Here is a 19,343-nt window from a genome sequence, read left to right as displayed (position 1 = left end):
TACTTACAAAGGTGGAGATACGGATGTGGAAACAACAATTAGTTGAAACAGACAGAGGAACATTTGAAGTATTTGTTAAGGGAAGCGGCGAACCACTATGTATTACTCATTTATGTACGGAATTCGACGAAAATGGATATGACTTTGCTGAGCAATTTATACATCATTTTCAAGTATTCCTCGTAAATGTAAAAGAAGCGGGTAACTCATCCAAAGTGGAATCAGAAGAAGAGTTAAGCATGCAAGAGACGGTAAAAGATTTAGAAGCACTACGAGAGCAATTAGCTATTGAATCTTGGGCCTTTGCCGGTAATTCAACAGGTGGCATGCTCGGGCTAACCTATGCCGTACACTTTCCTAACTCGTTAACCAAAATGCTAGTTGGAGGAGCAGCAGCTTCCAACGACTATAAAGATCATCCAGATAGTATTTATTCCAGTGAACATGAATCCTTTACAAAAGTACAAAACATCCTGGAAACCATGAATACTTTAGAGGTGCAAACAGAAGAGAAGGTTAAGGCAGAAAAGGAATGGACGCTGTTATCCCTTTTCCGACCTGACTTATACACGTACTATTACGGAGCCACATCAAACGGAGCGCAACTTGTACCAAAGCGTTTAAACTACTATATTTCTAAAGAGCTACCAAACTATTGTGTAAGACAGTCCTTACATGATGTACAAGTACCAACTTATATTTATTGCGGGCAATTTGATACGCAATGCCCTGTTCAATACTCGCAAGAAATCTTCAACCGACTTCCAAACTCGGCTTTATACATTTTTCAAGAAAGCAACCATGTGCCTTATCTTGAGGAAAAACCTCGTTTCTATGACCTAGTGATTGATTTTGAACAACTAGCATCGTAGAAAAAGAGGTTTCCTCCACTAGTAATGCCATACCACGTATAAGTGGTGTGGCATTATTTTTTTACATTGATTAAGAACACATCCCCACTAATACCTACAACTACTCGTTTGAACCAATCCGCATATAGTAAATAAGTTTCACTACCACTCTAATAAGGAATATATAAAATGGGAAAAACTTTCATTTTAAGGAGAGTGTAATCATTGGCACGTTTAGATGAAAAGGTAGCTATAGTAACAGGTGGTAGTGGAGAAATCGGTAAAGAAGTAGCTCGAGCGTTCCTTAGAGAAAAAGCGAAAGTAGCTATTGTCGACATAAATCAAGAAGCTCTTGAAGAGGCAAAAACAGAACTAGAAAGTCCTGATGACCTAATAACGATTCAAGCGGATGTTTCTAAAGAAGCAGAAGTTCAAAACTACGTTCAAGAAACACTCGATCGGTTTGGCCAAATTGATATATTCTTTAACAACGCTGGCATTGAAGGCGAAGTAGCACCCATAACCGAACAAAGCGTTGAGAATTTTGAAAGCGTTTTATCCGTAAACGTCATGGGAGTTTTCTTAGGATTAAAACACGTACTTCCAGCTATGATGAAACAACAATCAGGGAGTATCATTAACACCTCTTCCGTCGCAGGCTTAATGGGCAGCCCAGGTGTATCTCCATATGTTACTTCTAAACACGGGGTTGTAGGTCTTACAAAAACGGCTGCACTTGAAGCAGCAAATCATCAAATTCGAGTAAACTCCATTCACCCGTCTCCAGTAGAAGGTCGAATGATGAGATCTCTAGAAGAAGGTATGAACCCAGGACACGGAGAAGAAGTTCATGAGCAACAAACTTCCGCTATTCCATTACAGCGTTACGGCGAAAGTACAGATATAGCAAATTTGGTTCTATTTCTAGCTTCCGATGAAAGCAAGTTTATCACAGGAAGCCAGTACCGAATTGATGGTGGAATGGGAGCGTCCTAAAATATAACAAGAAGGAAAGAGAGGAATTCTGATGACGTTAAAAAATAATGTTGCAATTGTAACAGGTGGCTCTAGTGGCATTGGCGAAGCAACTGTGCGTGAATTTTGCAATCATGGAGCAAAAGTTGTTATAGCTGACTTAAATGAACAAGGACAAGAATTATCCTCTACATTGAAAAAAGAAGGATTTGAAACTCTTTTTGTAAAAACAGATGTAACAGCTGAAGAAGATGTCCAACACTTATTCCAACAAACAGTAGATACATTTGGTTCCGTGGATATTTTGTTTGCGAATGCCGGTATTGGAGATGCTACCCCAGCACACGAACTATCCTATGAAAGCTGGAAGAACCTATTAGATGTGAATTTAAATGGTGTTTTTCTAACAAATAAGTATGCTATAGATCAAATGTTAGGGCAGGAAACAGGCGGAGCCATCATCAATAATGCTTCTATCTTAGGACATGTGGGTCAACCTGCAGTTACTTCTTATGCCGCTGCGAAGGGTGGCGTTGTGAATTTAACTAGATCCTTAGGTGTAACCTATGCGAAGAATAGCATCCGTGTGAACGCCGTCTGCCCAGGGTATGTAGAAACAGCGATACTGGAAAATGCAGACGAAGAAACGGTTCAAAGTTTAGTCGGTGCTCATCCGATAGGCCGACTTGGGAAGCCAGAAGAAATAGCAAAAGCTGTACGTTTCCTTGCTAGTGACGATGCTTCCTTTATGGTTGGAGCAAACATGCTAGTTGATGGTGGCTACACTGCTCAATAGTAGTATTTCAGTGAAAACCTCCACTATTAGTGAGTGGAGGTTTTCCATTTTTAGCTTACTTTAACTGATTTGTCGTGATCCACTGGTTAATAAAAGAAGTGGTTTGATTAATCTGAGTACCTACCGAGATCGTAGCTTTTTGATCACCTTCTTGAAAGCCATAGCTCCCAAATTGACTATGATTCCCCCCATTTAGTTCATGGAATGTAGCCGTTTTTGGAACGTATTGCTCTCCTTCTTTTAATTTTTCCTTATCCATTATTCCGTCATTTGAACCTATGATGGATAGGACAGGCATGGAAGTTGAAGCAAGGCTGCCTCCCTTATCCACATACGAAGCAAGTAAAAAAAGACCCTTAATGTCGTTCTGATGATTGGAAGCAAATCGCCCTGCCATTGCTCCACCAAGCGAATGGCCACCAATAATATAGGTTTCATGCTCCTGTTGTTTGATAATCTGTTCAGCCTTATTTATTCCTAATACGGCAAGATCTAGAGGCATTTTCACAATATACGTAGGATATCCCTGTTCCGCAATATTCCGTGCTAGTGGCGCATAACTCTCAGGCTCGACAAGACCACCAGGATAAAAAATAACACTAGTTCCTTCCGAATCAGCTGGTTGAAATAGAATCCAATCTTCCTGGGAGGTAATGGAGAGACTGTCATTAGGACTCATCGCCTCAATCGCTCGATGAGAAGCCTCATACGGTTGTAAATACACATATGCTGTAATACCGAGACACATGAGCAAAGCCAGCACTCCAATAACGACTCGCCTTACCCATTTCTTCTTTTGCCGTTGAACCATCTCGCATCCCCTCCCCTACTATTATATTTATTATACATCTCGGAGATTCCTAGGTCGACGATAAGGAAGCTTCGTTACAGATATTTATTGTCTTTAATAGATTCGTTGAACCATAGCGATGTTTGTTCCGGGAAGAGATGTGGAATTTTTGAAAGGACATGATTAAATACAATCATAAAAAGGATGATACTATGAGTAATGAAATGAAAGCGGTCGGTTTGTATAAACACCTTCCTATTACCGATGAGGAAAGCTTGATTGATGTCACGGTTCCTAAACCTACAGCATCGGGACATGACATACTTGTTCGAGTAAAAGCCGTTTCTGTTAATCCCGTAGATACTAAAGTTCGGGCCAATGGCGATGAGGAAGACGAACCGAAAATACTAGGATATGATGCATCAGGGGTTGTCGAAGAAGTCGGCGATGATGTGTCCTTGTTTCAAGTAGGAGATGAAGTGTACTATGCAGGATCGGTTGCTCGACCTGGTTCTAATAGTGAATTTCATCTTGTCGATGAACGAATCGTTGCTCAGAAACCTTATACATTGTCACATAAGGAAGCAGCTGCTTTACCTTTGACGTCACTAACCTCTTGGGAAGCATTATTCGAACGATTACACATTCCCTTTAACCAAACGGCTAACCAAGGTAAAACCATCCTCATTATAGGAGCTGCTGGAGGTGTTGGCTCTATAGCTACACAACTAGCTCACATGGCAGGGTTAACGGTCATTGGAACTGCCTCAAGGGAAGAAACCATTACATGGACAAAAAATCGAGGCGCTCATTACACGATTAACCATCACCACTCTTTTGGACCGCAATTAGAAGAGCTCGGTATGAATGAAGTAGACTATATTTTCTGCTTAAGTTCTACTGCCCAGCACTGGGACGAGATGGTGAATGTCATCAAACCTCAAGGTAAGATTTGTAGCATTGTGGAAACTGATGAAAACCTGAATCTCTCAGCCTTACAACACAAGAGCGCCACCTTTGTTTGGGAATTTATGTTCACAAGACCCCTCTTTCAAACAGAAGATATGAGGGAACAACATAACATTCTCTCCCATGTTGCCAAGCTAATAGATGAAGGAGAACTTACAACAACATTGACCAAAACGTTAACTGGGCTGAATGCCAAAAACCTTCGTGAAGCTCATGCAACACTAGAGAGTGGAAAGATGATTGGGAAGCTTGTGTTGGAACAAGAAGGATAAAGTAAATTACCCCCAAGGATTTGTTAATCCCTGGGGGTATTCCTAAAATCGATAGTAAGCTTATTATTTTTATTCATTAAAGAAATCTTTTAATTAGCTCGCTCTTCCTATTACTTTTTTCCTCTTCATATTCTTCTTCGAATGGCTCAGCATCACTTTCGCTGTACCCATTTTCTTCGAGTTCTGCAACAAGCTCATTATATATCGAATTAAATTGTTCATCTGTTTCTGCTTCTAAAGTCTCGGCTTTTTCACTGTATTTATTAATAACACTTTCCATACTTGCCCCATTATCTAATTCTTCCTGAGCACTATCCGCTAACTTATTTAATTCCGTATTAGCTTCTTCTTCCAATTGATTAAATTCCTTCTCGTATGGGGAGGTAATTTCATTTAATGATGGTTCATCACTTGAGTTATCGCTATCATTATCGTTAGAATCATCACTTCCTCCACTAGGTGCTCCTGGATTAGAACTAGAGCCTTCTGTAACAAACTCCATTGTTACTTCATTGGAAATTGGTAGAATACTAAGAGATTTTACACCACTGGAAATATGCAGCGTATAGCTTTGATTTAATTGATATTCTTCTGTATTTTCAACCGTCACTGACTTCTCATTCTCGTTATACTCTAACTCTATCGTATCTACTTTGTTGCCATTCGAATCTTTTACATAAATAGTGTTTTCCGTAATCGTATTTTCTAATAGTTGCGTGTTAAACTGAATCTTCCACTCTTTGTTTACGGAAACACTAGTTTGATCCCATTCTGATTCTGCAGAAGCATGATTGGCAGCTATAGCCAATAAAAGCACCATGCTGACTAAAACTTTTTTAAGCATAAATACTCCCCTAATTGTTAAATTATTTTCTTCCCACAGCCAATTCTACTAAAAACATCCATGGAAATCTATTCTAATAGATGATTGATTTTTGTCATTAGAAGGGCGAGAGCGTGAGTGGGATGAAGGAATCATTATGAAGGGAACATGTTCAGGATGGAAGAGAGAATATACCGTTCCGAACCGAGCATATCCAGCATCGAAGAGAGCATATACCATTCCGAACCGAGCATATCCAGCATCGAAGAGAGCATATAACATCCCGAAGCGAGCATATCCAGAATCGAAGAGAGCATATACCGTTCCAAAGCGAGCATATCCAGCATCGAAGAGAGCATATACCGTTCCGAACCGAGCATATCCAGAATCAAAGAGAGCATATACCATTCCAAAGCGAGCATAACCAACATCGAAGAGAGCATATACCACCCCGAACCGAGCATACCCAAGTTCGAAGAGAGCCATTTTCTAATCAAAAACATAAAAAAGCACGATTTACCTCATATAAGATAAACCGTGCTCTAAACTAATCTTATGCCATCCATTTCGGTGGGGTATTTTTATCCCAGTAAATCTCTCCGATTGGATGATGTTGTTCGAAATTATCTTGGCTTAAATGGTAATGAAAATTAAACCAATAGCCCTCTCCAGGACGATTGTCGCGTCTTACATGGAATTTAGCGACGTCTTGTTTCGCTTTGTGGTCATAAAGATTGAAGATTTTCTCCCCGTATCCCGGGCTTGCTAGTTCTGTAATTTCATAGTAAGGTACTTCTTCTTTACTTGCTTCTACTAATAATTCTTCTACCACTTGCTCAATACCTGGTAGGATTTGAGTTGTGAACTCGTCCTCTACTTTATCATAGATTTTTGGTCCTAATTTCGTGACAGTTTGTTCTTTTGCCTGTTCGGTAATCGCACTGATAAAGTAATCGCTTTCGTTATTTTCATTACTTGATTCATCATGAAGCGTGATTTCGATATCTTCTTCAGGCTTGTCTTCTTCATTCGTTGTAAGCCGATCTTCATTTACGCCTTCATTTGAGGAGTCAACTTTGTGTTTCTCGGCTGCTTCTGTATCCAATAAATGGACAGGGTTATACATTCCGAGAGTTACAATTGTAATAAGAATGACGGAGACTTTTCTCATCCAAAGTTTCATACTAACAATCTCCCTTTTATGTATTCCCTTTAAATTTTACCACGTTTTTGATGGTTGTCTAGACAACATCCTAAATGTTAATGAAATTGTAATCTTTTTAACGTGAATGACGTTACTGTAAATGATTTGTACAGTTATATAGGTCCCCTTTCCAACCTTGCTCAGTAGCTTGCAAGATGGTTAGAGAATTATTTCGAAGTGCTTCCACCATTTGAAAATCAGGCTGCAACTCATGCAACAAATGCTTAATTAAAGCACCATGACTAACGATAAGCACATGCATGTCTTTATGCTGTTGGTGAATATCTTTTAATATAGAAAGTGCTCTAGAAACAACCACATCTGCACGTTCTACTCCAAGATCAAGCTCTCTCCAATCGGGTCCCCATTTTTCGATGCGCTCTTCTTCTGTAGTTCCTTCAATCAAACCACCACTTGCTTCACGGAGTCTAGGGTCCTGTCTCACCTCTACACCAATCTTTTCTCCAATAATGTCAGCTGTTTGAGCAGCTCTAGCTAAATCGCTAGCGTAGATAACATCCCATCGTTCTTCTGCTAGTCTATCGGCAAGCTTACGAGCCCCACGCTTCCCTTCTTCATCTAATGGAATATCTGAACTCCCCTGTGCTCTACCTTCTTGATTCCATGCTGTACTGCCATGGCGCACTAGTCCTAGCTTCATCTCCGAACACCCTCTCTCCATGATTGTGTAAACTCTACAAACACTCCTCTTCTATATAAAAAAACGGAAAACCTTCTTTATAACTTCAGGTTATAAAACTATTCCTTTTGAGTATTACCTATCATCATTACATCCACGTTATGCTAGTACTAGAAGGATTCATTCGATAACTTATCAAAAAGAAAATCAAGCATAGAGGGAGTAATGGCATATAAATACATGTCTCGTTTTAGAGGACGCCCTTCGATTGGTAAAAACGTCACGCCACGGTACTCAATTTGTTTGGCCATCATTTCTGGCAAATATGCTATGCCAGTTCCAAGCGAAACGATACCAGCCATTGCCTGGTAATGCGTTTCTAGAACGTCACTTTTAAAATGATTCTTTGCCATAATATGTTGCAGCTTTTCGTGGAGCGATGACCCTTTTGGCGGTATGATTTGTTTTTGTGTGAAACACTCTTCCATTGAGACAGAAGACTGCGAAGCAATAGGAGAGTTAGATGGAATCGCTGCTAGAAATTCATCTTCAAATAATAACGTAGAAGATAATCCTTTTACAGATGGTATATCTTGAACAATGGCAGCGTCGATTTCATTCGCTTTTAATAGTGGAATCAAATTCTGACTGTCATCCTCTATCGCTGTTACTTGGAAGTTCGTGTATTCAAGTTTATGATAATGCTTATGTAAAAAGTAGGAGCTAAGTAACGGGGTTGATCCAAATCGGATTGTATCATGGGCCTGATATTGATGTACGACATGGTCGATCTGATTCAACAAGGGTTCAATATCACGATACAAGGATAATCCTTTCTCTGTAAGCTCCAAACCTTTAGTGGAACGCGTAAACAAAGGAAATCCCATTTCTTCTTCCAACAATTTCATTTGCTTACTAAGAGCTGGTTGAGAAACGTATAGTTTTTTCGAAGCTTTCGTATAACTTCTCTGCTTGGCAATTTCAATAAAATAGTTCAGTTTATGTAAGATCATATCCGAGTCTCCTTTGCCCTTACTATAACTACTGGTTATAGCAAAATCAACTTCTGGAGGTGTCACCATGCTACTAAAGAAAATGCTGATTTATTTAACTGGAATTACGATCACTTATTTTGGAACCGCCCTTGTTGTTAAGTCAGCTCTAGGTGCAGGATTCTGGTCAGCATTGTACGTTGGCCTTAGTGACTTTATTGGACTAACAGTAGGTTTTTGGTTCGCCTCTTTCCAGTTTCTCATTGTGCTCGTGAATGCTTATTTGAAGAAACAATCCATTGAATGGAGCGCTATTGTTCCAATTATCATTGAGAGTGTCCTTTTTACATTCTGGCTCGAATTTGTTCTTCAAAATCTAAACCTGACAGACGCGTTTATGCTTACAAAAATTAGCGCGTTTCTAACAGGTATGATTTGTGCAAGCTTTGGTATCGCATTATATATCCAAACAGGCTTCACCCGCGCACCTGTTGATGAATTATTCTTAGCCATTAGCCAACGATTCAAATTAAAAATTGGATTAGCACAGTCCTTCATCGCATCAACGGTAACCCTTATTAGTTTTCTCATTGGAGGACCAGTCGGCATCGGTACAGCTCTGACGATATTTATCTTCGGACCTTGCATCCAATTCTGGTATAACCGACTTTCTACCGTGTCAGTACGGTATTTATCTGAAGCTAGATAGGCGCTTCCCCACACGGGAGCGCTTTTTTTGTTAGGTGGGGTGTAATAAAAATAACTTACTAAGTTTAGAAGCCACATCCAGCTCCAGCGCCCAGCGACTAGCAAACTTCCGGCACCTCCTTACGATAAGTCAACATCGAATCGCTTGCGCTCTTCGTGTTTCCTTTATCTCATACGGAGCCGTCCAGTTTGTACGTCGCTATCCAGGCGCTTGCGCTTTTGTCACATCCAGCTCCAGCGCCCCACGCTTGTGCTTTAGTTAATTACGTATAATCCCATGACTTGTCCCTTTTAACACTTCTTTCCCCTTTTGATTCCGATAAACAGATTGCACTTCGACGTTTTTGTAACCTTCCGCTTCTTTCAGCTTTGTAATGGTAACTTCACATGAAATTGTATCACTAGTAAAAACTGGACGAATATATTCCATCACCATTTCCCTAGCAATATAATGCATGTCCCCACCTATTTTTGTACCAATACTAGCTGTTAACAGACCATGGACCATTACTTCCCCGTCTTCGTTACGCTCCATATGATGCCTTCCCTTATCACCCGTAATTTCAGCGAACTGAAGCACCTCTTCCACAGTAAACGAACGCTCCCAGGTGAAAACATCCCCTTGTTTAATTTCCATATGTAGATCCTCTCCTATTTTATAAAATGTCGTAGCTTTACTATACTTATTCTACGAGCTTTCCTCCGTAGCCTTTTTTTGAATGCGATTTCGCACAGGAGGTAAGCCTACTCTTTGTTATGGTATTTTCATTTAAAGCATGATTTATGAACGTTTTTCTACCATTGCTTATTACCTTCAGATAAACTTGACCACAAATCCTCCCTACAATCTTCTTGTAAAATATGATATAAGTTGATAAGACCATATTCCTACAAAAAGGAGTAACGATATGAATTCGATCCAAACGAAAATTTTGTTGTTTCTACTAATGCACCCTAATCAATACATATTAGTGCAAAAGCTAGCAAATGAATTTGATTGTTCCGAAAAGACGATTCGCAATCATATGAAACAAATTGAAAACTATTTACATACAGAGGCAGCTTCCATTATTCGAAAGCCTGGTTATGGTGTGTTTTTACATATCGATAACGAAGAAGCATCTAAACTTTATAAAGAGTTATCCGAAAGCAACCCAATAAAAGAACTCGATGAAGAAGCAAGAAAACTGCATATGGCTTACAAATTATTAATGGAAGACAAAACGCTCACGATGAAAGGCCTTTCGTCGACTTTTTTCGTTTCCAATAAGATTATCAAAAGGGAGTTGGACTCGATCGCTTCTTGGCTTAAAGGCTTTCATCTAACCTTATCTTCCAAGCAAAAAATTGGTCTTACGATAGAAGGTTCGGAAAAAGACAAGCGAGCTGCTTTAGCTCGATTACTAGCTTTTCAGAAAGATGAGGAAGAGACGAACAGCTTAATGATGGAGAAGCTCTTTTCCAAACAAGAAATCTCTATCATTCGAAATGCACTCGAGAAGTTTCAGAACAACCATCAGCTATATTATGCAGATGAAACCGTCGAGGGATTGATCCTTCATATTTTATTTACGATTAAACGGATAAAGTTGAGTAAATCTATACACTTGAGTAAGGAAGAATTAACCAACCTCCAGAACAAAAAGGAATATCAATGGACAAAAGAGATGTTGGCAGAATTAGAAAAACCATTTGTCATCCACTTCCCGGAACATGAGATTGCCTATTTAACCCTCCATATCCTAAGTGGCCGATTACGGTATGGAAGTACTGCTTCTGTGTCGCAACAAGACGAAACGCATCCATTGCTCCATCATGTCATGGACACATTGACGAGGAAGCTAGGCAGCCTATATGACATTGACTTTCACACAGATAAAGATTTGAAAGCTGGCTTGGAGACTCATTTGCAAACGACTCTCAAGCGACTTGATTATGGGTTTGACGTACCTAACCCAATGCTTGATGACATTAAGAAAATGTATCCTTATTTGTTCGATCAACTAGTATTCGCTTTAGAAGACATACAGGAAACTCTTCCAGCTTCGATACCTGAAGAGGAAATCGCCTTTCTTGTTCTTCATTTTCAAGCTTCAATAGAACGGTTATCATCTCAAAAACAGCGTCAAAAGAACATTCTCATTGTGTGTCACATGGGAATGGGGATGTCTCAGCTATTGCGTACAAAAATAGAAAGACAATTCCCTGCCGTTCATGTTATAGGCTCCATCTCTAAATCGGATGTAACCAGTTATCTCAAACAACATGAGGTAGATTGTATCATTTCCACCACCTCAATTTCCGTGGAAAAACCACCTTCTATAGTGGTATCCCCTCTACTAGAAGAAAAAGACACAGAGCGTTTACAACAATTTTTCCGCAGACCTAAGGAAACAAGTGAAAAGAAGCAAGAAGGATCCGTATTGCTTCAATACACAAGTCCGTTCTTGTTATTTCTTAATCAAGAATCCAATCATCGCTACAAAATCATTGAACAATTAGCTAGAACATTACATGATAAAGGGTATGTTCAAAAAGAGTATATCGAAAGCTGCATTCAACGGGAACGATCCGCTTCGACCAATATTGGTGGGCTTTTGGCAATCCCCCATGGAAGCCCTGAATACGTTAATCAATCATCAATTGCCATCGCAACGTTAAAAGAACCAATAGAATGGGGCACGGGCAAGGTAAATATGGTGTGTCTACTAGGAATGAGATACAACAATCAAGCAGAGGCTAAGCAGCTTTTTGAAGAGCTATCCTCATGGAGCGAATCCCCTGCCATCATTGACTCCTTAACAAAAGAGCAAGACGTCATGTCATTTCTCTCTACCTTGAAAAATATTTAGGGAAATGTTGTAAATGACAGTTTTACCACAGTCTCCGGTAATGAAAGCGCATTATTCATTCCCTTTTCGTTGCTATACTTTGAATGTAAACGATAACAAAGATAAAACATATATAGACGAAGGGGGAAGAACGCATGAAATTGTTAGCCATTACCTCATGTCCAAATGGCATAGCTCACACGTACATGGCAGCAGAAAATCTTCAAAAAGCTGCCGAGCAATTAAACGTTGAGATCAAAGTGGAAACCCAAGGGTCTATCGGTGTAGAAAATGAATTCACGAAACAAGATATTCAAGAAGCAGATGGAATCATTATTGCTGCCGATAAAACCGTAAACAAAGAACGTTTTGTTGGAAAGAAAGTTATTGCAGTAGGTGTTCAGGAAGGGATTAACTCTCCTGAAAAGCTAATTAACCGTATGATTCAAGGAGATGCTACCGTTTATCAAGGAAGCTCAGAAAGTGAAGCATCTTCAAACAACGAAGAAAAAGATACCCAAAATCCATTTTATCGCCACCTCATGAATGGTGTATCCTATATGATTCCATTCATTGTAATTGGTGGACTGTTAATTGCTATTTCCTTGACATTAGGAGGCGTTTCAGAAGCTGGAGGCATTAAGATACCTGAGGATTCTTTTTGGAAAACCATTGAAAGCATAGGTGGAGCATCCTTTTCCTTCATGGTACCAATCCTTGCTGGTTTCATTGCATATAGTATTGCCGATCGTCCTGGACTAGCGCCTGGTATGGTCGGAGGTTACATTGCCACTCATGGTAGCCTTTATGGAAGTGAAGCAGGAGCAGGATTTCTTGGCGGTATCGTAGCCGGTTTTCTAGCAGGTTATGTAGCACTTTGGATTAAAAAGATTAAGGTTCCTCAAGTGGTACAGCCAATTATGCCGATTATTGTAATCCCTGTATTGGCATCACTCGCAGTTGGTCTTATCTTTGTAACACTTATCGGAGCACCAATCGCACAGGTTTTCGTTAGCCTTACAAACTGGCTAGAAGGCATGCAAGGCACAAGTTCTGTATTGCTCGCTTTAATCCTTGGTGGAATGATTGCCTTTGATATGGGTGGACCAGTCAACAAGGTAGCATTCCTATTTGGCTCAGCGATGATTGGCGAGGGTAACTATGAAATCATGGGCCCAATCGCAGCAGCTATCGCTATCCCTCCTATTGGAATGGGACTAGCCACATTCATCAATAAGAAAAAGTTTGCATCAACGGAAATTGAAACAGGAAAAGCATCCTTCACAATGGGGCTGTTCGGAATTACCGAAGGCGCAATACCATTTGCCGCACAAGATCCATTCCGTGTCATTCCAAGTAACATGGTCGGAGCTATGGTAGGTGCAGTCATAGCCATGCTCGGAGGCGTTGGAGACCGCGTTGCTCACGGCGGGCCAATCGTTGGGGTACTTGGCGCAGTAGATAACGTCTTCATGTTCTTCGTCGCTATTGCCGTCGGTTCTCTAGTTACAGCCTTTACTGCAATCTTATTGAAAAAAGATGTTACAAAAAGAGAAGCCACTACAACGAGCGGAGAAGAACAAACGTCAACACCAGTGGAAGATAACACAATAGAGCAGGAAGCTGAGGAAGCTACCCCTACGAATAATGAAAAGGAAACAGAAGAAGTAACGAAGCTAGTTGATATTACTAGTAAAAACTTAATTGAAACAGAACTGCAAGGAACAAACCAAGATGAAGTCATTGATGAAATGATTGAACGGTTACATGAAGAAGGTGTTGTCCAATCAAAAGCTGATGTAAAAGAAGCGATCCTGGCTCGTGAAGCAGAAAGCACAACAGGAATTGGCATGAACATCGCCATCCCACACGCTAAATCAAATGCTGTCACGAAACCTAGAGTCGTTTTCGGCATCAAGCAAGACGGAGTAGATTGGAACAGCTTTGACGGCACACCAGCCAAGCTCATCTTTATGATAACCGTTCCAAAAGACGGTCAAGGTGACCAGCACTTAAAAATCCTACAGATGCTATCCCGCAAACTGATGGACGATGACTATCGCGAGCAATTGTTAAACGCTAAGAGTAAAGATGAGGCGTATCAGTTGTTAGAAAGTGTGGAATAAGGGATTAAATTAGATACAGCATCAAAAAGACAGATTTGCTTCATCTACTACAAAAAGCCGAAGCGCTAGAATAAAAGCGTTTCGGCTTTTTCATTACGTTTTTACATACTTCCACAAAATCTCCCTATCCTCTATTGTCTACTTCTTTTGCTTTCACATATCGGATGAACCAATAAAGAAAAATCCAAGGCAGCACAAATTTTGTTGCCCATTGAATCGCAATTGGAAGGAACACACTAAGATTCACGCCTATTACTGCAAGTATGAAAAAAACTACTATCAAAATGACAATACCTATAGTAATCTTCTTAACCATTATTCACTTCCTCCTCCTATGGGATAATGAGGTTTACTAAACTAATCGCTTTACCAAATAATACTGACTATGTTCCTTGGTTGGAAATTCATCTATTATACCAACAACTTCATACCCATATTTTTGATAGAAGTCCGGTGCCTGGAAGCTAAATGAATCTAATTGAATTAGAGAGCATTGGTTTTCTTTTGCAACTTCCTCTATATGATGTAATAACTTCTCTCCGTACCCATCTCCTCTTATGGACTGATCTACCCACAGATTATGAATATGTAAGTGATACCAAAAAATCTTTCCAGTAATTCCACCCAAAATCTCACCATTTTCATCTCGTATTATAAAACTAGTATGTTGTACTGGATGTTTCACTTCCTCAGGTAGATTAGCTAGATTATGCTCAATCACCTTTTGCTTAATATAATCACTATCTTCTTCGTTCCACTGTTGCGTTATTTTCATATGATCCTCCGTTCATAGGCTAAGAGTTACTTGACCCCTACTTAAGTTTTTATTGATATTTGTATATTCTAATTTACAATAAACGTTAAGGAAGGAGAAGGAAAACAATGACATTTTCAGAATTTAAGCAATTTCATCTCAATATAAAAATCCGGATGATCGCTTCGTTTGTTACGGATATAGCCGAGATGAGTATTTTCCCTTTTATGGCTATTTATTTTTCCAACAAGCTAGGGGTGGCTTGGGCTGGGGGAATTTTAACGTTCACTACGATCATATCTATTTTCTTCAGTATGTATGGAGGGTTTTGGGCAGATCAGTTTGGCAGGAAAAAAGTGATGGTCGCAGGTTACATATTTCAAACCGCTTCCTTTTTCATCATAGCCTTGGCTAATTCACCATGGTTTGAATCAGTATGGCTAACGTTTATCATGTTCTTCCTGTTAAGTATCTCGAGCCGATTTATAGATCCCGCTTCAGAAGCCCTCTTAATTGATGTTAGTTCAGAGGAAGAGCAACCCACGATGTATCAATTCATCTATTGGTCTACCAACGTGGCCTTCGCAATTGGAATCGTTCTTGGAGGTTTATTCTTTAAGACGCATACATTTGAGCTATTTTTAGGCTTTGCTATTTTATCTATATTCACGCTTACATTTACGCTAGGATGGATTCAAGATCACTATGAACCCAACAATACTAGAGATGAAAAGAAAAAAGGAGTTCTTTCAGGCCTACTCTCCAACTATACAAATGTACTAAAAGATTCCCGTTTCATGGTTCTGTGTCTAGCAACATTACTCGTACTTTCTTTGGAATTTCAGCTATACGGTTTTATAGCCGTTCGATTAAATGAAGAGATCCAGACGTCTCTATTAGGCTTTACCATTGATGGGGCCAGAATGTTAAGCATCCTTATTATCATCAACACAACGATTGTCATTTTCGCCTCTTCTATTATTGGAAAAACAGCACGTAAACTCAACTTAACAACTGCTTTATTTATGGGCTTGCTCATGTACGTAGTAGGTTATAGTTTTTTAGCCTGGAACAACATTATGGTAGTGTTAGTGCTTGCAATGGCCATTGCCACAGTTGGAGAACTACTTTTCCAACCGATTCGTTCTACTTATGTGGCCCAGTTAGCCACGAAAGAGGCGCGAGGGTCCTATAAGGCAATCAGTGGTTTATCTATGGACGCAGGGCAAGTTTTAGGAAGTATAGGCCTCATGCTCAGTGCCTTACTATCTAACGGAATGATGACTGGTTTGTTTCTATTGATAGGTGCATTTGGAATGCTAGGATTCTATTGGTCTATTCAAGATACTAGATTAAAAGCAAGCGAAGAAGTAGCTTCATAAAAAAGAGTTACTTCTCAACCCATGTATAGCTTGCTAGTGAAAGGGTGGTGGTTCCCATTACACTGTCAAAGGTCTTCACGGAAATCAATGGTGGAGGTTTAGCGTATTGCACTCTATATCTACTTTTGTTGTTTGTTACCTCCATTTTGACTCTCATTGTATATCGCCAACAAAGAGGAAGGTATATTTGGTTAGGGTTAATTATGCATGCCGTCATATCGCTATTTGTATCTGATGCCATCATAAGATTCGTGTTCTTTCCTGATGGCCATTATATTAATTATGGTCTAGGAGGTGCGGCAATTAGATTTATTGCAAGTATGGTTGGTTCTATTTGCATAAGCTTTTTGCTCACTATTGTAGTGTACTTTGAGGTCGTGGTTAAAAAATTATACATCAAGATTGTTCTTCAAGTTATTAATGTCCATCTTCAGAAATGATAGAGTAAAAAGATCGTGAAATTTAAGCTTTTCTATACTATTTTACGGTCTTTTGATGGATCATTATTTAACTCTTTTATATTAACTACTGATTCTTCATTCATTACTACAGGCATCTACTTTTCTCTAAATTCCGTACCCATACTCTTCCTCCAATTCCCTCAAACACTCTACATATAGATCATCTAACTTTTGTTTGACGATTCGACTGAAATAGCCAACAGGATTATGTATGTCTTTCCCTTTCATGGCAGAAAACATCGCTTTTAAAGCATGAATACCCACATCATGAAGCGTTTCTTCAGCATAAATATTTTCTAACGACTTAATTTGCGCTTTATAGGAACGGTACAAACGGTAGAAAAAATTCTTTTCTGGAATAAAACAGTACACCAATTTTTTAAATTCTCGATAGGAGTTTTTAAGATGAGATCCTTCCACCTGTAACGATTCTTTAAATTCTTTATTATTTATGTTTTTAAAAGATAATGGTTCGTCCGGCATTTCTGGAGCTGAATCCGTTGATACCTCTGCGTTTTTAGCTTCCTCGCTACGTGACACATTCCGAGTGACAGAGGGATTAATAATATACAAATTCGCGCCATTTCCCCCACGTTGTAGGCGCATATTTTCTAGGCGTGTAATGATGGAATACTTGACTAGCTTATTCAATACTCGAATCACCGTTCTTCTGCTCTTGCCAATTAATGAGGCAATCGTGTCATTTTTAAGAAAAGCCACGCCTGGATACTTACACGCATACCGGGACAAAAGATGAATTACCTCGACCTCTGTATCGGATAATTGATATCCATGCTCTGAAATATGAAACTTAATGGCTTGATTCATTTCTTCCTTGTTTTGAAATGGTTGATGTTTAATTGCTAAACTCACATAATTCATTTCTATCGACTCCTATACTATAACGAATTAGTTTTCTTCGCTTTAGTAATCGCAAGGAGTCTATGGGTTGGTGTCTATATTTTTAGAATTTATCTAATTACTTAAGACGGATTTCTGTCCCCTCTTATGTCCTCTAACTTTGAGTTTAAGAATCCCCTCTTATAGTATTACAAGGATGAAAAAGGAGCTTAAAGCATAGTAAAAAGACCGTGAAATATATTTTATATTTCACGGTCTTTATTTAATCTGTCACTATTAGTCAGATTAACAAAATCCCACCGATAATACAGCTTAATTATCTAAGTCACCTTTTCTAATTCAATGTTCAATTCCTCTAAATTCCAGACTTCTTCATCATAATTCTTAAGCACTTTCATCTTTACTTTTTGCCCTTCATCAAAGTTTTTCGGATTGGAAACTCGAATTGTTTGTGATGAGGGCTTCTCTTCAAATGCATATGACTCTGTAGAGGATCCTTGCTCGGAAACTGTTGTCCATGAAATGATTTCAATTTCCATATCTCCACTTTCATCATTAATATTTGTTATGTTCCCTTGAATAAAAGTCCCTTCTTCAACCTGATTACAACCTATCAATGCAAAAGCTAAAGTTGCAAGAATGAATATCATCTTTCTTATCTGCATTTGGTAATCCCCCTTTGTACTTATTCGAAGATACTGCTTTGTATTTGGCATTAAATTTATATTCACCTTAAAACGGAAGTCTTGAATTCTAGATAAAATCGTTTAATTCAATAGTTAAGGCTTATATTCGTATGTATGTGCAGCAATCAAATTAAACTTGACTACCACCAAAAAAATAGGAATCCAGCAATTAGAATGCTGAATTCATAAAGCATTTATTCTTATTAAATGATAAAGATTGTTAAGACTAGAAACAGTAAACTCCCTATAAATGAGAGCAAAATTTTTCTTTCATTAGTAATACTGTTTTTTTTTAACTCTATGAATTAAACTCAAAACAATAAGATTAAATAGAAAAAGGAAATAATATAGAATCAGATAGATTCCCCAACGAACATTTTGTAAGAGTTCACTTAAAGGAGTCATAAAAAACGCACTAATAAATACTACTAGAGATATAACCATTATAAAAATCAACAAAATATGCATCTTATCCCATGCTGGATGACTTAGAAATGTAGTACTCTTCCTTAGTTGAAGAAATAGAAATAAATTAAATCCTCCCAGTACTAAAACTAGAAAGAGTATAGTCATAAACATAGGGCCCAAGGTAGCAACAGGTGACCCCCCTATTGGAACAGAAATACCTTGATTAAAAGTTTCGGACAGAAATGGTAGAATTCCTAATAGTATTAATATAATAATTTGCAAATAAGTCCACCGAGACAAAAACATCGATTTCACTCAACCCTCTTTTATTTTCATTTCATACTACATACGAATTTCTCACTATGAAAGTTTCAAATGGAATTATCATCATACTCATTTTCTTACTCAGAACAAAAGCGCAAGCGCCCGGGTAGCGACGTACAAACTGCGGCCCACACGACGTGGGTTGGTTCGATGTTGCTACCTGAGGTAGCGATTTTAATCGAACTTCCTCTGTGTATTTTGAGATAAAGGAAACACGAAGAGCGCTAGCGATTCGATGTTGACTTATCGTAAGGAGGTGCCGGAAGTTTGCTAGTCGCTGGGCGCTGGAGCTGGACGTGGCCGCATCACTTTTTTTAGTTATACAATAGCATTGAATTTTATAATTTCCTAAATCACAAGTAATCCTTATTTATCTCGCTCAAGATAATTTTCCATCTGGTACGCTATAAATACCAGCGCTGCTGCACCCACCCCTATCATTAAGGTGGACCCAATAGTCAAGACACAGATTTTGAATTATTAAGGTGGG

At 39.0% G+C, this 19,343-nt stretch carries 19 protein-coding genes; 8 read left to right on the top strand and 11 right to left on the bottom strand.

What is annotated here, in order from left to right; genetic code table 11:
- The first annotated feature begins 23 nt into the window (after window positions 1-23).
- The 3 genes from N782_RS14210 (at window position 24) to N782_RS14200 (ending at window position 2,622) form a co-directional block, all read left to right on the top strand.
- Window positions 24-872: an alpha/beta fold hydrolase gene (locus tag N782_RS14210; RefSeq protein WP_036821448.1), complete on the top strand. Its 849-nt coding sequence runs from the start codon at window positions 24-26 to the stop codon at window positions 870-872.
- 204 nt (window positions 873-1,076) lie between these two features.
- Window positions 1,077-1,847 carry an SDR family NAD(P)-dependent oxidoreductase gene (locus N782_RS14205; protein ID WP_036821447.1) on the top strand — a complete coding sequence of 257 codons (771 nt, stop codon included), beginning with the start codon at window positions 1,077-1,079 and terminating at the stop codon, window positions 1,845-1,847.
- A gap of 31 nt (window positions 1,848-1,878) precedes the next feature.
- On the top strand, window positions 1,879-2,622 hold the full coding sequence (locus tag N782_RS14200; RefSeq protein WP_036821446.1) for an SDR family NAD(P)-dependent oxidoreductase: 744 nt from the start codon (window positions 1,879-1,881) through the stop codon (window positions 2,620-2,622).
- Between the two features lie 55 nt (window positions 2,623-2,677).
- On the opposite strand, the gene N782_RS14195 is transcribed toward N782_RS14200, so the two are convergent.
- Window positions 2,678-3,433, bottom strand: a complete 756-nt coding sequence (locus N782_RS14195; RefSeq protein ID WP_036821443.1) for an alpha/beta hydrolase — start codon at window positions 3,431-3,433, stop codon at window positions 2,678-2,680.
- 158 nt (window positions 3,434-3,591) lie between these two features.
- Between N782_RS14195 and N782_RS14190 the strand changes: the two genes are divergently transcribed.
- On the top strand, window positions 3,592-4,653 hold the full coding sequence (locus N782_RS14190) for a zinc-binding alcohol dehydrogenase family protein (protein ID WP_420805597.1): 1,062 nt from the start codon (window positions 3,592-3,594) through the stop codon (window positions 4,651-4,653).
- A gap of 76 nt (window positions 4,654-4,729) precedes the next feature.
- On the opposite strand, the gene N782_RS14185 is transcribed toward N782_RS14190, so the two are convergent.
- The 5 genes from N782_RS14185 to N782_RS14165 all read right to left on the bottom strand — a co-directional run bounded on the left by N782_RS14185 (window position 4,730) and on the right by N782_RS14165 (window position 8,333).
- Window positions 4,730-5,497: an Ig-like domain-containing domain gene (locus N782_RS14185; protein ID WP_036821438.1), complete on the bottom strand. Its 768-nt coding sequence runs from the start codon at window positions 5,495-5,497 to the stop codon at window positions 4,730-4,732.
- Window positions 5,498-5,545: 48 nt separating this feature from the next.
- A complete protein-coding gene (locus tag N782_RS21580; RefSeq protein WP_036821435.1) occupies window positions 5,546-5,962 on the bottom strand; it encodes a hypothetical protein in 417 nt (138 codons plus the stop codon).
- Between the two features lie 67 nt (window positions 5,963-6,029).
- The gene (locus tag N782_RS14175; RefSeq protein WP_036821432.1) at window positions 6,030-6,659 is read right to left on the bottom strand and encodes a YpjP family protein; all 630 of its coding nucleotides are present in this window, start codon (window positions 6,657-6,659) and stop codon (window positions 6,030-6,032) included.
- 112 nt (window positions 6,660-6,771) lie between these two features.
- Window positions 6,772-7,341, bottom strand: coding sequence for a histidine phosphatase family protein (locus tag N782_RS14170; RefSeq protein ID WP_036821427.1), 570 nt, complete (start codon window positions 7,339-7,341; stop codon window positions 6,772-6,774).
- A 149-nt stretch (window positions 7,342-7,490) separates the two neighbouring features.
- Window positions 7,491-8,333 (bottom strand): LysR family transcriptional regulator, encoded by an 843-nt coding sequence (locus tag N782_RS14165; protein WP_036821425.1) that lies wholly within the window; start codon window positions 8,331-8,333, stop codon window positions 7,491-7,493.
- Window positions 8,334-8,400: 67 nt separating this feature from the next.
- Between N782_RS14165 and N782_RS14160 the strand changes: the two genes are divergently transcribed.
- The gene (locus tag N782_RS14160; protein ID WP_036821422.1) at window positions 8,401-9,021 is read left to right on the top strand and encodes a YczE/YyaS/YitT family protein; all 621 of its coding nucleotides are present in this window, start codon (window positions 8,401-8,403) and stop codon (window positions 9,019-9,021) included.
- Window positions 9,022-9,279: 258 nt separating this feature from the next.
- On the opposite strand, the gene N782_RS14155 is transcribed toward N782_RS14160, so the two are convergent.
- The gene (locus tag N782_RS14155; protein ID WP_036821413.1) at window positions 9,280-9,657 is read right to left on the bottom strand and encodes an FAS1-like dehydratase domain-containing protein; all 378 of its coding nucleotides are present in this window, start codon (window positions 9,655-9,657) and stop codon (window positions 9,280-9,282) included.
- Window positions 9,658-9,928: 271 nt separating this feature from the next.
- On the opposite strand from N782_RS14155, the gene N782_RS14150 reads away from it, so the two are divergent.
- Together N782_RS14150 and N782_RS14145 are read left to right on the top strand one after the other, a co-directional pair.
- A complete protein-coding gene (locus N782_RS14150; protein ID WP_036821411.1) occupies window positions 9,929-11,872 on the top strand; it encodes a BglG family transcription antiterminator in 1,944 nt (647 codons plus the stop codon).
- A 134-nt stretch (window positions 11,873-12,006) separates the two neighbouring features.
- On the top strand, window positions 12,007-13,977 hold the full coding sequence (locus N782_RS14145) for a PTS fructose transporter subunit IIABC (protein WP_036821409.1): 1,971 nt from the start codon (window positions 12,007-12,009) through the stop codon (window positions 13,975-13,977).
- A gap of 124 nt (window positions 13,978-14,101) precedes the next feature.
- On the opposite strand, the gene N782_RS14140 is transcribed toward N782_RS14145, so the two are convergent.
- Both N782_RS14140 and N782_RS14135 read right to left on the bottom strand, forming a co-directional pair.
- A complete protein-coding gene (locus N782_RS14140; RefSeq protein ID WP_036821406.1) occupies window positions 14,102-14,293 on the bottom strand; it encodes a hypothetical protein in 192 nt (63 codons plus the stop codon).
- 36 nt (window positions 14,294-14,329) lie between these two features.
- On the bottom strand, window positions 14,330-14,752 hold the full coding sequence (locus N782_RS14135) for a GNAT family N-acetyltransferase (protein WP_036821403.1): 423 nt from the start codon (window positions 14,750-14,752) through the stop codon (window positions 14,330-14,332).
- A 107-nt stretch (window positions 14,753-14,859) separates the two neighbouring features.
- Between N782_RS14135 and N782_RS14130 the strand changes: the two genes are divergently transcribed.
- Window positions 14,860-16,113, top strand: coding sequence for an MFS transporter (locus N782_RS14130; RefSeq protein WP_036821401.1), 1,254 nt, complete (start codon window positions 14,860-14,862; stop codon window positions 16,111-16,113).
- A gap of 566 nt (window positions 16,114-16,679) precedes the next feature.
- Here the strand turns inward: N782_RS14130 and N782_RS14120 are convergent.
- Window positions 16,680-17,456 (bottom strand): helix-turn-helix domain-containing protein, encoded by a 777-nt coding sequence (locus N782_RS14120; protein WP_052111354.1) that lies wholly within the window; start codon window positions 17,454-17,456, stop codon window positions 16,680-16,682.
- A gap of 299 nt (window positions 17,457-17,755) precedes the next feature.
- Window positions 17,756-18,100, bottom strand: a complete 345-nt coding sequence (locus N782_RS14115) for a hypothetical protein (protein ID WP_036821397.1) — start codon at window positions 18,098-18,100, stop codon at window positions 17,756-17,758.
- Between the last annotated feature and the right edge of the window lie 1,243 nt (window positions 18,101-19,343).

It is taken from the genome of Pontibacillus yanchengensis Y32 (genome assembly GCF_000770635.1).
In the GTDB taxonomy this organism is placed as follows: Bacteria; Bacillota; Bacilli; order Bacillales; family BH030062; genus Pontibacillus; species Pontibacillus yanchengensis.
Note: the sequence above shows the minus strand (reverse complement) of the source record. Positions and strands in the feature narration are given on the sequence as shown.